General features: G+C 68.2%; 8 protein-coding genes. 1 reads left to right on the forward strand and 7 read right to left on the reverse strand.

Annotated elements, in window-relative coordinates; translation table 11 throughout:
• Positions 1-258: 258 nt before the first annotated feature.
• Positions 259-2,745 (forward strand): family 20 glycosylhydrolase, encoded by a 2,487-nt coding sequence (locus KPB06_RS04870; protein ID WP_089465165.1) that lies wholly within the window; start codon positions 259-261, stop codon positions 2,743-2,745.
• A gap of 176 nt (positions 2,746-2,921) precedes the next feature.
• Here the strand turns inward: KPB06_RS04870 and nagE are convergent, their stop codons facing one another.
• From nagE to KPB06_RS04905, 7 genes are all read right to left on the reverse strand, one after another.
• Entirely contained in the window at positions 2,922-4,682 is a 1,761-nt protein-coding gene (gene nagE / locus KPB06_RS04875) for an N-acetylglucosamine-specific PTS transporter subunit IIBC (RefSeq protein WP_179231744.1), read from the reverse strand.
• A gap of 87 nt (positions 4,683-4,769) precedes the next feature.
• Positions 4,770-7,352 carry a phosphoenolpyruvate--protein phosphotransferase gene (gene ptsP / locus KPB06_RS04880; RefSeq protein ID WP_089465167.1) on the reverse strand — a complete coding sequence of 861 codons (2,583 nt, stop codon included), beginning with the start codon at positions 7,350-7,352 and terminating at the stop codon, positions 4,770-4,772.
• A gap of 15 nt (positions 7,353-7,367) precedes the next feature.
• Entirely contained in the window at positions 7,368-8,393 is a 1,026-nt protein-coding gene (locus KPB06_RS04885; RefSeq protein WP_089465168.1) for an SIS domain-containing protein, read from the reverse strand.
• Positions 8,386-9,489, reverse strand: coding sequence for an N-acetylglucosamine-6-phosphate deacetylase (gene nagA, locus KPB06_RS04890; RefSeq protein ID WP_059575606.1), 1,104 nt, complete (start codon positions 9,487-9,489; stop codon positions 8,386-8,388). Before nagA ends, KPB06_RS04885 begins: the two co-directional genes overlap by 8 nt.
• Positions 9,490-9,612: 123 nt before the next feature.
• Positions 9,613-10,347, reverse strand: coding sequence for a GntR family transcriptional regulator (locus KPB06_RS04895; RefSeq protein WP_059575605.1), 735 nt, complete (start codon positions 10,345-10,347; stop codon positions 9,613-9,615).
• A 393-nt stretch (positions 10,348-10,740) separates the two neighbouring features.
• Entirely contained in the window at positions 10,741-11,664 is a 924-nt protein-coding gene (locus KPB06_RS04900; RefSeq protein ID WP_275905552.1) for a fimbrial protein, read from the reverse strand.
• Positions 11,665-11,923: 259 nt separating this feature from the next.
• Positions 11,924-14,359, reverse strand: coding sequence for a fimbria/pilus outer membrane usher protein (locus KPB06_RS04905; RefSeq protein WP_476695704.1), 2,436 nt, complete (start codon positions 14,357-14,359; stop codon positions 11,924-11,926).
• Positions 14,360-14,586 lie beyond the last annotated feature (227 nt).

Raw genomic sequence — 14,586 nt, forward strand, 5'->3', positions numbered from 1 at the left:
TATGCCGTCGGCCGCGGCCGCGTCGTCGTCGCGGCGGTTGCCGCGCGCCGCCGATGAATCCGCGCACGCGGCCGCGCCGATCCGATCGGCACGCATGCCCGCCTCCCGTTCCGTAACGCACGCTCCCGCGTGCCGAATGCGCGCGGTGCAGCCGCATCGCCCCGCGTGCAGGCATCTCCCGCAGCTCCACTGAAAGACCCGATCGCAGCGACGTCGCGTCACGACGCCGCCACGCCCTCTTTTTCTCAGGAGTTCGAATTGAAGCGTACCTTGCCTTCCCTCATTGCCGGTCTGCTGCTCGCGGTGCTGCCCCCCACCGCGATCGCCGCGGTACCGGCGTCGGCCGCCGCCGGCGCGACCGCCGGCGCCGCGCAAGCAGCCGCCGCGCAAGCAGCCAGCCTCGCGACGGTGCTGTCGAACGGGCTCGCGTTGCGCGTGGCCGTCGACAACAACCATGCGGCCACCGCCGGCGTACCCTGCGCCGATCTCGGCGCCGACGGCGCGGCCTGCGCGACGGGCCGCCTGATCCTGCAGAACCGCGGCCACCAGGCGATCGCCGACGGCGGCTGGAAACTCTATCTGCACAGCATCCGCCGTCTGCTGCGGATCGACCGCCCGGGCTTCGCGCTGCGGCGGCTCACCGGCGACCTGTACGAACTGACGCCGCAACCGGGCTCGGTGCGGCTCGCGCCCGGCGAGCGCATCGAGTTGCCGTTCGTCGCCGAATACTGGCTGCTGCGTTACAGCGACGTGATTCCGCGCCCGTATGTCGTCGTCGACGGCGCGCCGCCGGCCGTGCTGCGCTACAACGATACCGACAACGAACTGCGCTACGTCGAAACCCTGCCGGCCGACGCGCAGAACAATTCGACCGGCAACGCGCCGCCCGTGGCAGCACGGTCCGATCCGGGCCGCGCGCTGCCGAGCGTGAAGCGCGAACTGCCGCTGCCCGGTACGCTCGAGCTGCGCGGCGTCGAACTCGCGCTGCCGGACCTGCCGGACGCGCAGGTCGCGGCGCTGCGCGAGCGCGCGACGACGCTCGGGCTCGACGGCGCACGCGTGCCGGTTCGCGGCTTCGTCGCGCCGCGCCGGCTGCCGGCCGACCTCGCGACACCGGGCGGCTACCGGCTCGCGATCGGGCCGCGCGGCGTGCTGATCGAAGGCTACGATCGCGCAGGCCTCTACTACGGCGTGCAGACGCTCTACTCGCTCGCGCCGGCCGGCGGCGGCCCGATTCCTGCGATGCTCGTCGAGGATGCGCCGCGCTTCTCGCATCGCGGCATGCATGTCGACCTCGCGCGCAACTTCAAGCAGCCGGCGACGCTGCGCCGCCTGATCGACCAGATGAGCGCGTACAAGCTCAACCGGCTGCACCTGCATCTGTCCGACGACGAGGGCTGGCGCATCGAGATTCCCGGCCTGCCCGAACTGACCGAGATCGGCTCGCGCCGCTGTCACGACCCGGACGAGACGCGCTGCCTGCTGCCGCAGCTCGGCTCCGGCCCCGACAACCGCTCGGGCGGCGGCTACCTGACGCGCGACGACTACGTGGCGCTCGTGCGCTACGCGGCCGCGCGTTTCGTGCAGATCATCCCCGAGATCGACATGCCCGCGCACGCACGGGCTGCCGTCGTGACGATGGAGGCGCGCTACCGGCGGCTGCATGCGGCCGGCCGCGAGCAGGAAGCGAACGCGTATCGGCTGCTCGACCCGCAGGACACGACGAACCTGACGACGGTGCAGTTCTACGACCGGCGCAGCGACCTGAACCCATGCGTGCCGGGCGCGCTGAACTTCGCGTCGAAGGTGATCCGCGAGATCGCGGCGATGCACGCGGACGCGCAGGCACCGCTGCAGACCTGGCACTACGGCGGCGACGAAGCGAAGAACATCTTCCTCGGCGGCGGCTTCCAGCCGCTGAACGGCACCGACCCGAACAAGGGGCGCATCGATCTGGCCGCGCAGGACAAGCCGTGGGCGCGGTCGCCCGCGTGCACGGCGCTGCTCCAGCGCGGCGAGATCAAGTCGATCGACGAGCTGCCGACGCGCTTCGCGAAACAGGTGAGCGCGGCGGTCGACGCGAACGGGATCGGCACGATGGCCGCGTGGCAGGACGGTATCAAGCATGCGAACGGGCCGCGGGATTTCAGCACGCGCCACGTGATGGTGTCGCTGTGGGACACGATCTTCTGGGGTGCGTCGGACAGCGCGCGCGACCTGAGCGGCAAGGGCTACCAGACGGTGCTCGCGCTGCCCGACTACCTGTACTTCGACTTCCCGTACACGCTCAATCCGCGCGAGCGCGGCTACTACTGGGGCTCGCACGCGACCGACGAGTACAAGGTGTTCTCGCTCGCGCCGGAGAACCTGCCGCAGAACGCCGAAGTGATGGGCGACCGCGACGGCAACGCGTTCGAGGTGACGGGCACGGGCCCCGCGCCGCGCATCGAGGGCATGCAGGGCCAGGCGTGGGGCGAGGTGATGCGCAACGACACCTTCCTCGAATACATGACCTACCCGCGGCTGCTCGCGCTGGCCGAGCGCGCGTGGCACCGGGCCGACTGGGAGCTGCCGTATGCGGCCGGCGTGCGCTTCAAGCGCGGCGACACGCACCACGTCGACATCGCCGCGCTGCAGCGCGACTGGGCCGGCTTCGCGACGCTGCTCACGCAACGCGAATTGCCGAAGCTCGACCGGGCCGGCATCGGCTACCGGAAACCGACCTTCACGCTGACGAATCCGTGAACGGTTGAACGGCCTGGCAGTCGGCGCGACAGGCGAAGCGCGCCCACGCATCGCCTGTCGCGCATCGAGCATTGCCCGCGCCAAAGAAAAAACGGCTTGCGACGTACACGTCGCAAGCCGTTTTTCGTTTCATCCCCGGCCGGACCCGCCTCGCGGCTCCGGCCGGCTTCACCGCCTCACGCCGGTTGTGCCGCCGCCCCGCCGCCCGAGGGCGGCAGGCGCGCGCCGAGCTGTTCGGCATAGCGTGCGGCCGCGTTGCCGCAGACGATGTGGAACGTGTCGAGCGACACCCATGCGACGTCGAGTGCGCCGAGACGCTCGCGATCGACCGCCGACGGATCGCGCACGACCACGCGCAGGCGGGTGGTGGCCACCGCATCGAGCGACACGACGTTGGTCGCGCCGCCGAATACCGCGAGCCAGCGCGTCGGCTCCGGATCGAGCGGGCCGGCGGCCGCGCCCGTGACGGGCTGCGCGGCGGCGGCCGGCGCCGTCGCTGCCGCGCCGCTGCCGATCGCGGCGCGCATCTCGTCGGCGATGATGTCGGCCTCGGGCCCGATGATCACCTGCACGCTGTTGCCGCCGCGCTTGAGCACGCCGCGTGCGCCGATCGACTTCAGTTCCGGCTCCGATACCTTTTCCGGATCGACGACGCTCAGGCGCAGGCGCGTCGTGCACGCGTCGACGACCGACAGGTTGGCCGCCCCGCCGAGCGCGGCGATGTAGCGTTGCGCGCGCGGTGCGGCGGCCGTTGCAGCCGCGCCCGCGGCCGGCGCGACGAAGCCGCCCGATGGGTACGATTCCGTGGCCGCATCGGCCGAGGCCGGCTCACGGCCCGGCGTGGCCATGTTGAACTTGCGGATGAAGAAGCGGAACAGCCCGTAGTACGCGACGCCGTACGCGATGCCGAGCGGGATCGCGATCCAGCCCTTCGTCGACAGCCCGTAGTTCAGCACGTAGTCGATCGCGCCGGCCGAGAACGTGAAGCCGAGCTTCACGCCGAGGATCTGGCAGATCGCGAGCGACAGCCCGGTGAGCACCGCGTGGATCACGTACAGCACCGGCGCGAGGAACATGAAGCTGAATTCGATCGGCTCGGTCACGCCGGTCAGGAACGACGTCAGCGCCATCGAGAACAGCAGGCCGCCGACCATCGCGCGGCGCTCCTTCGGCGCTTCGTGCAGCATCGCGAGACACGCGGCCGGCAGGCCGAACATCATGATCGGGAAGAAGCCGGCCATGAAGGTGCCCGCGGTCGGATCGCCCGCGAAGAAGCGGTGCAGGTCGCCGTGCACGATTTCGCCGCCGGCCGGCGGCGTGAAGTTGCCGAACACGAACCATGCAAGCGAGTTGATGATGTGGTGCAGGCCGGTGACGAGCAGCAGCCGGTTCAGGAAGCCGAACACGAACGCACCGATCGCGCCCGCCGTCGTCAGCCACTGGCCGGCCGCGTCGATCGCATGCTGGATCGGCTGCCACACGTACCCGAACGCGATGCCCAATATCACGCACACCAGCCCCGTGATGATCGGCACGAACCGCTTGCCGCCGAAGAACGCGAGGTAGTCCGGCAGCTTGATGTCCTTGTAGCGGTTGTACAGCAGCCCCGCGACGACACCCGCGATGATCCCGGACAGCACGCCCATGTTCAGCTTGGGATCGATGTCCTTCATGATCGCGGTTTCGATCAGGTAGCCGATCGCGCCCGCGAGCGCCGCCACGCCGTTGTTGTCCTTCGCGAAACCGACCGCCACGCCGATCGCGAACAGCAGCGGCAGGTTGTCGAAGATCGCGCCGCCGGCGTCGGCGATCATCTTGATGTTGAACACGTCCGGCTGGCCGAGCCGCAGCAGGATGCCGGCGACCGGCAATACCGCGATCGGCAGCATCAGCGCCCGGCCCAGGCCCTGTATTTTCAGAAACGGATTCCCGTCCATTCGATCCTCCAATCCATGTCTCGTCGTTAAGCGTCGTTGACCTAATTGCTTTCGTAGTAAAACGGGCCGCGAGCCCGCCGTCGACGCTCAGTCGAGCGGCCAGACCTCGCGGCTTGCTGCCCTTACCGCCTGTGCCGAATCGAGCGCGAGCAGATCCTGCGCGCGCTGACGGCACAACTGGTAATCGAGACGGCGCACACGCGCCTTGATGCCCGGCACCGCCACCGGATCGACCGACAGCTCGGTCACGCCGAGGCCCACCAGGACCGGCACCGCGAGCGGATCGCCGCCGAGCGCGCCGCATACGCCGACCCACTTGCCATGCTTCGCGGCGCCGCGCACCGCGATGTCGATCAGGCGCAGCACGGCCGGATGCAGGCCGTCGGACTGCGCGGCGAGATCGGCCTGGCAGCGATCCATCGCGAGCGTGTATTGCGTGAGGTCGTTGGTGCCGATCGACAGGAAATCCGCATGCTGCGCGAGCTGGTCGGCCAGCAGCGCGGCCGACGGCACCTCGATCATCACGCCGACCTCGATCGGCTCGGTGCGGCCCTGCGCGCGCGCGAATTCGTCGATGCGCTTCCTCAGCCGCACGAGTTCGCCCGCGTCGGTCACCATCGGCAGCAGGATGCGCACCGCGCCGAACGGTTTCACCGCGAGCAGGCCCTGCAACTGATCGTCGAGCAGATCGGGGCGCACCTGCGCGAGACGGATGCCGCGCAGCCCGAGCGCCGGGTTCGGCTCGGGCGGCAGCGTCAGGTAGTCGACCTCCTTGTCCGCGCCGACGTCGAGCGTGCGGATGATCGCCGTGCGGCCCTGCAGCGCGTCGACGATCGACTGGTAGCTCTGCTGGTGCTCGACGACGGTCGGCGCGGCCTGGCGGTGGATGAACATCAGTTCGGTGCGCAGCAGGCCGACCGCATCGGCGCCGTTGTCGACCGCGGTGTTCGCGTCGTCGAGCGTCGCGATGTTCGCGGCGACCTCGATCGCGCGGCCGTCGACGGTCGCGGCCGCAACGCCTGCCAGTTGCCGGTTCGCCTCGCGCACGCCGTCCAGGCGCTGGCGCTCGTGACGCGCGCGCTCGACGTCGAGCGCGGTCGGTGCATGTTCGAGCCGGCCCGCGCTCGCATCGACGACGACCTGCGTGCCGTCCGGAATCGTGTACAGCGCATCGCCAACCGCCACCAGCGCCGGGATGCCGAGCTGCCGCGCGATGATCGCCGCGTGCGACGTCGCGCCGCCGCGCGCCATCACGAGCGCGGTCACGCGCTCGCGATCGAGCGACGACAGGTCGGACGGCGTGAATTCGTCGGCCGCGAGCACGGCTTCGTCGGGTAGCATGCGCGCCGCGCCATTCGTGTGGCCGAGCGCGCGCAGCACGCGCTTCTCGATGTCGCGCAGGTCGGCCGCGCGCTCGGCGAGCAGCGCGTCGTCGAGCTTCGACAGCGTGTCGATCTGCGTGCGGATCGTCTCGCGCCACGCGAAGCCGGCGCCCTTGCCGAGGCTGATCAGGTCGCGCGCCGCGTCGATCAGCGTCGGGTCTTCCAGCAGCACGCGATGCACCGCGAAAATCCCCGCCTCGCCGACCGCGCCGCGCGCCGACGCGTTGCGAACCGTTTCGGCGAGTTCGGCGTCGACCGCCTTCAGCGCCTGGTCGAGCCGGCGGCTTTCGGACGCGGGCGTGCCGGACGCCTGTTCGGGCGGCACGATGTCCGCATCGTCGAGACGCACCAGCGTGCCGACCGCGATGCCGGGCGCCGCGCACACGCCGGCGAGCGTGTTCGGGTCGAGCGCCGCGCCGGTGGCGTGCACGATGGTTTGCGGCGCGGGCGATTTCAGCCGCGCCGGCTTTTCCTCCACTTCGCCGTGCGCCTCGCGCAGCAGCTCGCGCTCGACCGCATCGACGGCCTGTTGCGCGTGCGCGCCGCGGCCGACCAGTTCGACCGTCGCGCCTTCGCCGGCGCCGAGACCGAGCAGACCGACGACGCTCGCGATCGACGCCTTGCGGCCGTCGAACAGCACGTCGACGCTCGCGTCGAACCCGCGCGCGGCTTCGCGCGCCCGCGCGGCCGGCCGTGCATGCAGGCCGCCCGGCTGCGCGAGCACGATCTCGCGGCGCACTTCGTTGTGCGCGGCCGCGCCGGCCTGCGCCGCCTGCGCGGCGGCTTCGCCCTTGCCGCGCAGCACGAGCAACGGCGTCTCGCCGGCCGTCGCGAAACCGCTCGCGCGGTCGACCACCTCGAACGCATCGGAATTCGCGATCGCGATCACCGACACGAGCGAATGCGCGTGACGCGCCACCGCGTCCTGGTCGAACTCGATCAGCAACGCGCCCGCTTCGACGCGTGCGCCGGCTTCGACGTGCGCGATGAAGCCCTGCCCGTTCAGCTCGACGGTATCGATGCCGATGTGCAGCAGCACTTCCGCGCCTTGCGGCGTCGTGATCGTCACCGCGTGGCCGGTGCGCGCGAGATGCGACACGACGCCCGCGCACGGCGCGACGAGCCGGCCCGCGAGCGGGTCGATGCCGATGCCGTCGCCGAACATCCCGCCGGAGAACACCGGATCGGGCACGTCGGCCAGTGCGACGATCGGCCCCGTCAACGGGCTGAGCAGGACGATCTGATCGTGGGTGGGGCTCTTCAACTGGGACTCCTCGGCGCGTCTCATCGGCTTTCTCGGCTATCAGTGCGTTTCGGTGACTTTGTTCAGGTGGCGCGGCGTATCGGGATTGCGGCCGCGCGCGACGGCGAGATCCGCCGCCATCACGTAGAACGAAAGAATGGCGGCGATCGGGTCGAGCGCCGGATGGGCGGACTGCGCGAGCGGCAGCACGGTGCCCTTTACGTCGGGCGTGCCGGGCGTGCCGGCGGGCGCCGCGAGCAGCACGGCGGCGCCGCGTGCGCGCATGTCGGCGGCGAGCTGCAGCAGCCCGGCCTGTTCCGGCCCGGGCGGCGCGAACACGAGCAGCGGATAGTCGCGGTCGATCAGCTCCATCGGGCCGTGGCGGACTTCGGCGCTCGAGAATGCCTCGGCCTGGATGCCGGACGTTTCCTTCAGCTTCAGCGCGGCTTCCTGCGCAATGGCGAGACCGAGGCCGCGGCCGATCACGATCATCCGCTCGACGCCCGCGAGCGCCGCGACGGCCGCCGACCAGTCGAGCCGGCCGGCCTGCGCGAGCACGTCGGGCAGGCCGCGCAATGCGGTGACGAGCGCGGCGTCGCGCTGCCAGTACGCGACGATCTGCGCGGACAGCGACAGCATCGCGATATAGCTCTTGGTCGCCGCGACCGACAATTCGGGGCCGGCCAGCAGCGGCAACTGGTGCTCGCACGCGTCGGCGAGCGGCGACGGCAGCACGTTCACGGCGGCGACCGTGCGCGCGCCGGCTTCGCGCAGCGCGGCCATCGTGTTGACGAGATCGGGGCTCTTGCCCGACTGGGAGAATGCGATCGCGAGCTGATCCTGCACCTTCAGCGGCGCCTGCTGCAGCGTCGCGACCGACATCGGCAGCGACGCGACCGGCACGCCGAGGCGGCTCATCGTCAGGCTCGCGAAATAGCTGGCGGCATGATCCGAGCTGCCGCGCGCGACCGTCAGCGCGACGGCCGGCGGGTGATCGAGCAATTGGCCGGCGAGCGCTTCGACGCGCGCGGTGTCGGCGAGTTGCGCGGCGACGACCTGGGCGGACTCGCGCGCTTCCTTAAGCATATTCGACAATCGATTCTCCTTCGACGTAGGTCGCGGTGAGGTTCAGGTCGCGATCGAACACCGCGAGGTCGGCCCATGCGCCGAGCTCGAGGCGGCCGCGATCGGCGATGCCGAGGTAGTCGGCCGCGTAGCGCGACATCCGGTTCGACACGTCGGCGATCGGCAGGCCGAGCGACACGAGGTTGCGTAGCGCCTGGTCCATCGTCAGCGTGCTGCCGGCGAGCGTGCCGTCGGCGAGCCGCACGCCGCCGAGGCATTTCGTCACGTGCTGGCTGCCGAGCCGGTATTCGCCGTCGGGCATGCCGGTGGCGGACGTGCTGTCGGTCACGACGTACAGGCGCGGAATCGCGCGCAGCGCGGCGCGAATCGCGCCCGGATGGACGTGCAGCAGATCGGGAATGATTTCCGCGTATTCGGCATGCGCGAGCGCCGCGCCGACGAGGCCCGGGTTGCGGTGATGCAGCGGCGACATCGCGTTGAACAGGTGCGTGAAACCGCACGCGCCGTGCTTGAGCGCGGCGACCGCGTCGTCGTAGGTCGCGAGCGAATGGCCGAGCTGCACGCGCACGCCGCGCGCGGCCATCTCGCCGATGATCTCGATGTGGCCCGCGATTTCCGGCGCGAGCGTGACGACGCGGATCGGCGCGATCGACAGGTACTTCAGCACTTCGTCGAGCACGGCCGACACGGCCGCGTCGGGCTGCGCGCCGAGCTTGCCGGGGTTGATGTACGGCCCCTCGAGATGCACGCCGAGCACCCGTGCGCCGCCCGGCGTGCGCGTGCGCGCGACGGTGCCGAGATTCGCGACGACCTCCATCAGCTCGTCGCGCGGCGCGGTCATCGTCGTCGCGAGCAGGCTCGTCGTGCCGAATTGCGCATGCGTGCGGGCGATCGTTTCGATCGCGTCGCCGCCTTCCATCACGTCGGCGCCGCCGCCGCCATGCACGTGCAGGTCGATGAAGCCGGGCAGGATGTACGGCGCGTCGTTCGTCGCGGGATCGACGGGCGTGCCGTCGAGCGTGGTGATGCGGCCGTTCTCGCTATCGAGCGAGCCGTGAATCCAGCCGTCGGGGGTGAGGATGTTGCCAGTCAGCATGACGTGTCTCTTGATGATCGGGTGACGCGGGCATCCGCGTCGCGATTGGCCAATTCGTTGCGATTCATTGCGCGCGATTGCGTTCCATCGCGATCGCGCGGGGTGCGCGGGCAGTCTCGCGCGTCAGCGTTTCAGTTCGGCGACGAAGTCGTAGTAGTCGTCGCGGCAATACGTTTCGGTCACTTCGATCGCGCGCTGGTCGACGCCGTAGCCGATGCGCGTGATCACGAGGAGCGCCGAGCCCGGCTTCACCGCCATCCATTTCGCGATCGCGTGCGTCGCGTTGGCCGCGCGAAAGTGCTGCAGCGCGCGCACGACGGTCATGCCGCGCGCCTCGAGGTATTCGTACAGCGACGCGCCGAGCACCTGCGGATCGGGCACCACCGCGGCCGGCAGCGTCGAATGCTCGACCGCCATCACGATGCCGTCCGCGCGGCGCAGCCGTTCGAGCCGCGCGACCGTCGCGCCGGGCGCGAGGCCGAGATGCGTAAGCTCGTCGCGGCTCGCGGCGCGCAGCGTGCGCGACAGCCACACCGAATCGGGCACGAAGCCGCGCTGCCGCATCTTCGCGGTGAAGCCGACGAGACGCGACAGCGGATCGGCCACACGCGGCGTGATGAAGCTGCCCGCGCCGCGCGCCCGCTTGATCAGGCCTTGCTCGACCAGCAGCGCGAGCGCACGACGCGCGGTGATCCGCGATACGCCGACCGACACCGACAGCAGCCGCTCCGACGGCAGCGCCTCGCCGGCCCGCCACGCGCCGGCGTGGATCGCGCTCGCCAGATTGCGGGCGAGCTGCAGATAGAGCGGCGTGTCGTCGAGGGGATCGGGCGCCAGTTCGGCCCAGCCGGTTTCCATGTGCCTCCGCGTGTCGGACGACGATCTCGGACCGTCGAAAGTGAACGCATTATATAACCACCATAATACCAGTCAACGAACTGGTATTAGCACCGCGGAAATCGCCGGAAGCCTTGCGCGGCAAGCGTTTTAGTGCCGGCAAAGCCTTTGTTTACAAAGCAGTACGGGATAGGGATTTACCCGAGGTGGTATGCAAGGGGACAGTTCGAAGGAAGGATTTGCCGCGTTTTCGTGCGTCGAAAGCAGACCAGGATAGAACCACTTTGGGTGACTGCTATGCATTGCGCGGCGGGGGGATGCGGTCATCGCACGACACGTTACGCTCACGCCGAACGAACAGGCCGGGTTCGGCATTGAAGCGGCAGCGCCGCGGGTGGGCGCTGCCTGTGCCGATTACTGATAACTCATCGTGAAGGTTGCAGCGCCATTGGCCGTGCCAGGCCCGACCTTCGCATCGGTCGCGATATAGCGCGCCTTCAGCGGGATCGATACGGTAGCGTTACTGTACGTGCCGACGAACCACTGGTTCTGGTTGCCCGGGGCGTTCGAATCGGGGCCGTAGCTGACAAGGGTGTTGCCGCCGCGCAAAATCTGAATGCCAACTCCGGTCGCCGTGGAGTCTCGCGTGAGAGACAGCGTGCTGGACCGGTTCCCCGGATTGGTGACGTCCGTCAACGTGATGTACATATCCGTCTTGCCCATTGTCCCGGCGATTTGCGTCGCGCCCGCGCACGTCAACACGATGTCATCCACTTTCTTTTCGGGCGACGTCTTGCCAACACCCGCGAGCTGCGACGCGAGGACGGTGTCCATATTTACGTTGATCGCCTTCGTTTTCACACTGCACGTGGGCGCCCTCGGCTGAATGACGATCGGCGTCTTCAGATAGAAGTAGAAGACTTGCTGATTGAAGCCATTGACCTTCATACCACCGATCAACCCACTCACCGTTCCGAGCCCGAAATCGCCGGTCTTGATTATCTGGGTCCAGAATCCGATGCGGTAAATCCACTCGGTCGCATTCTGGGAACCTATAAGCGTGACTGGATAATTGGCGAGCCCGGTTTCCGAGAAAGTCGATCTGAGTCGTACCCCGATGCCAGGAACATTCGTTGCGTGTACGTCAGTGACCCCCGGCAGTGATACTCTAGTTCCCGTTGTAAACCACGTGGTCGAGCCCATTTTTCCTGTGCACTTTACTTGGTAAAACCCATCGTCGCTGGCCTTGCCCTCGTAGAGAACCGTCCCCACAGGTGCATTCGGATCGACGTTGATCGTTCCGGCAAGGCCGCTGACGTACACATCCAGTTGGGGCATTGTCGGCCCTCCTAGCATGCTCTTTACCGTGCAAGCCGCCTGACTGGTGCCCGAAAAAAGTGCGAGCGCACACAGGAGACCGCCCGCTACGGCTCTGCCAAGCGCCGGCAGCCGGCGCCCGAATATTCGTTTCGTCATCAACATTTCGCATTCCTTTTCTTAACTCGATACAGACTGCAATCCTCGTTGCGACCATCTGTCGCCGCATATTGGACACGGACTGAACACTTACCTGCGGCTTCGCCTTCCGGCGGCGAAATCACCGCACGCACACTGCATTCGCGGTCGACCAGGCCTTGTCGCCCGATGCGCCGCCCGATAGCGAAACGCTCATCCGGCACTGGTCGTTCGTGCCGTCGCCCCACTTCACGCTGAAGTCGCCTGCTTCACCCTTCATGCTGCGAACGATGATGCGTCCCGCCTGCGCAACGGTGCCGACTTCCTGCCCCTTCGCATCAAACACCTGCGCGCCGAACGGCAACGGCTCGCCGTCGGCCGTCTTGCCGCGGATGATCACCGAGCGCCCGCCGCCCTCGGCCTTGAACTTGAGCCGTGTGACCGCGCCCGCCGTCGGCACCGTGTATTGCGCCGTCGATTTGAGTTCGACGCTCAGCGGCAAGCCCTTCGGATCGAGTTCGATGTCGTTTCGCGAAAACGGCTGCAGGCTCGTGACGACGGCGTGCCCCCAACGGTCGATACGCAGGCCGCTGCCGTTCAGTACACGGGCGCCGCGCGCGCCCTGCGCCTCGACGATCGCGACGGTTTCGCCCAGTTGCGGCGCAAACGCAACGCCGCCGCTGTAGGCCACGACGCCGCCCGACAGGCCCGCGCCGACCTGGCTGTAGCCCGTTCCCTTCGATGCGCTGCCGGTGACGGTGGCCAACGGCGACGCGTACGACACGTTGCCGCCCACGCTGGACGTCGCGCGCCCCGGGCCGCCGCTCGTGTTGCTGCCGTTCAGCCCGTAGCTGAACGCATCGTCGACGCCGAGCGAGCCGGATACCGATTCCTGCACCTGCACGCTGCCGTCGGAGTCGCGCTGCAACATGGTCGACGAATACGGCGCGCGGGGGCCGCTGCCGAGCGGCACGTTGAGCGTCAGCATCATGCGGTTGTCCCACCGGCCCCGCGTCGCGTCGAGCTGGCGCACCAGCGACACGTTGTAATTCAGTTGCTTGAAGTTGTTGCTGTAGCCGGCCTGGAACTGCGTATCCCGGCCGCTCCGATTCCAGTAATCCTGCGTCGAGCCGGACACGTAGAACGAGCCATACCCGCGCGGCAAATTCTGCGTGACGGTAAGTTGCAGCCGCCCGCGCTGCACGCCGGTCGTCATCATGTGATCGTTCATGCCGCGCCCGGCGAGATCCCGCAACGTCACCGCGTCCCGCATGCTCAGGTAGCCGCTGCTCGAATAACGATAGGCCGCCATCGTGAGGTTCGTGTCGGTCGGCACGAGCAGCTTGCTGTAGGTGATTCGCACACTCTGCCCGCTGCGGCTCGGCAGGCCCTTCAGGCTCGCGTTCGCCTGCGTGATATCGAAGCCGAACGCGCCGAACGACGTGTTGAGCGCGACGCCGGCCAGGGCCGATATATAGCCTTCGCTTGCCTGCACGCCGCCATAACCGGTGATCGCGTTCGTGAAACCGTGGAGCAGCGTGCCTTCGAACATCCACGGCTTGCTGTTGAGCATCTGGCTCCGGTACTGACCCACCGTTGCGCTGAAGCGCGTGTTGCCGACCCGCAGCGCGTTGACGGGCGCTGCATAGGGCACGCTCGACACATGCTTGCTGCCGTCGGCTTCGGTGACCTCCACCTGAAGATCGCCGCCATAGCCGGTCGGATACAGGTCGTCGATCTCGAACGGCCCCGCCGCGACGTTGGTTTCATAGATGGTGTTGCCGTTCTGGCGGATCCTCACCAACGCGTTGCTCTTCGCAATGCCGTGAATCGTCGGTGCGTAGCCACGCTGCGAGGCCGGATACATCCGTTCGTCCGATTCGATCTGCACGCCGCGAAAGCCGACGCTATCGAACAGCTTGCCGTTCGTGAAGGCTTCGCCCACGACGAGCTGGCTTTTCAGTTTCGCGATCGAGCGCTTCACGTTGGTCTGCACGCTCTGATACTGGGTGCCGCCGCTGAACGAGTTGTACGATACGTTGCCGTCGTGCCGGAAACGCCACGGACCGACATTGAGCCCGGCCGTCAGCCCGACATACCCTTGCGTCGATGCCGTGCCCGCCGCCACCGAGCGGTACGCATTCGCGTTGTATTTCAAGATGGCGGCCGGCACGCCTTCGTCCCAGTAGCGTGGATCGACGTACTCGCGCGGGTTGCGCAGCATCGAAGCCTGCGGCACGCTGATGTCGAGCCGCAGCTCGCCGTTGTCGAACTGCGCGGTCGCGTCCGGCACCAGCTCCGGCAAGGTCAGGCACGCACTGGCGTCGGCAGGGCCGTCGATCTGCGCGGCCGCCTGCTCCGGCAGCCTGGACAGATCCACGCCCATGCGCTCGAGCAGCGCGCGATCGAAGCACGGTTGGACGTTATCGCTTCGGCTACCGATCTGCTTGAGCGTCACCTCCGAGCGGCCGAGCCAATGCTGGTTCACGTAGATATCCGCACGGTAGACACCGGGCGACGCGATGTTGCCCTTGCTGTAGCGGCTGACGTCGACGCGCGGCGCGCCGGGTCGCTGCAAGAATAAATCGTTGAATTCCACTTCCGCCACCTGCATGGCGGTGCCATTGCTCGCGTACGCGCCGGAGCACGAGAACAACGCGGATGCAACCAGGCTGAACGGGCGTAGCGCGGTGGAAAATGAATCTCGATTGCTTCTTTGCATAGCGAAGGCCAGTTGAAATCTCCGCGACAAAACACGCCTGGACCGCCTGCTGCGGTCTGGCAAATCGAGTACAAGCGGAGGAA

The sequence above is a fragment of the Burkholderia semiarida genome, from assembly GCF_029268935.1.
Taxonomy (GTDB): domain Bacteria; phylum Pseudomonadota; class Gammaproteobacteria; order Burkholderiales; family Burkholderiaceae; genus Burkholderia; species Burkholderia semiarida.

What these genes read in the sequence shown, in the direction of transcription:
- nagE (WP_179231744.1), bottom strand. Translation starts at nt 4,682, where the DNA reads ATGGACGGGAATCCGTTTCTGAAAATACAGGGCCTGGGCCGGGCGCTG.
- nagA (WP_059575606.1), bottom strand. Translation starts at nt 9,489, where the DNA reads ATGCTGACTGGCAACATCCTCACCCCCGACGGCTGGATTCACGGCTCG.
- KPB06_RS04900 (WP_275905552.1), bottom strand. Translation starts at nt 11,664, where the DNA reads ATGCCCCAACTGGATGTGTACGTCAGCGGCCTTGCCGGAACGATCAAC.
- KPB06_RS04885 (WP_089465168.1), bottom strand. Translation starts at nt 8,393, where the DNA reads ATGCTTAAGGAAGCGCGCGAGTCCGCCCAGGTCGTCGCCGCGCAACTC.
- KPB06_RS04895 (WP_059575605.1), bottom strand. Translation starts at nt 10,347, where the DNA reads ATGGAAACCGGCTGGGCCGAACTGGCGCCCGATCCCCTCGACGACACG.
- ptsP (WP_089465167.1), bottom strand. Translation starts at nt 7,352, where the DNA reads ATGAGACGCGCCGAGGAGTCCCAGTTGAAGAGCCCCACCCACGATCAG.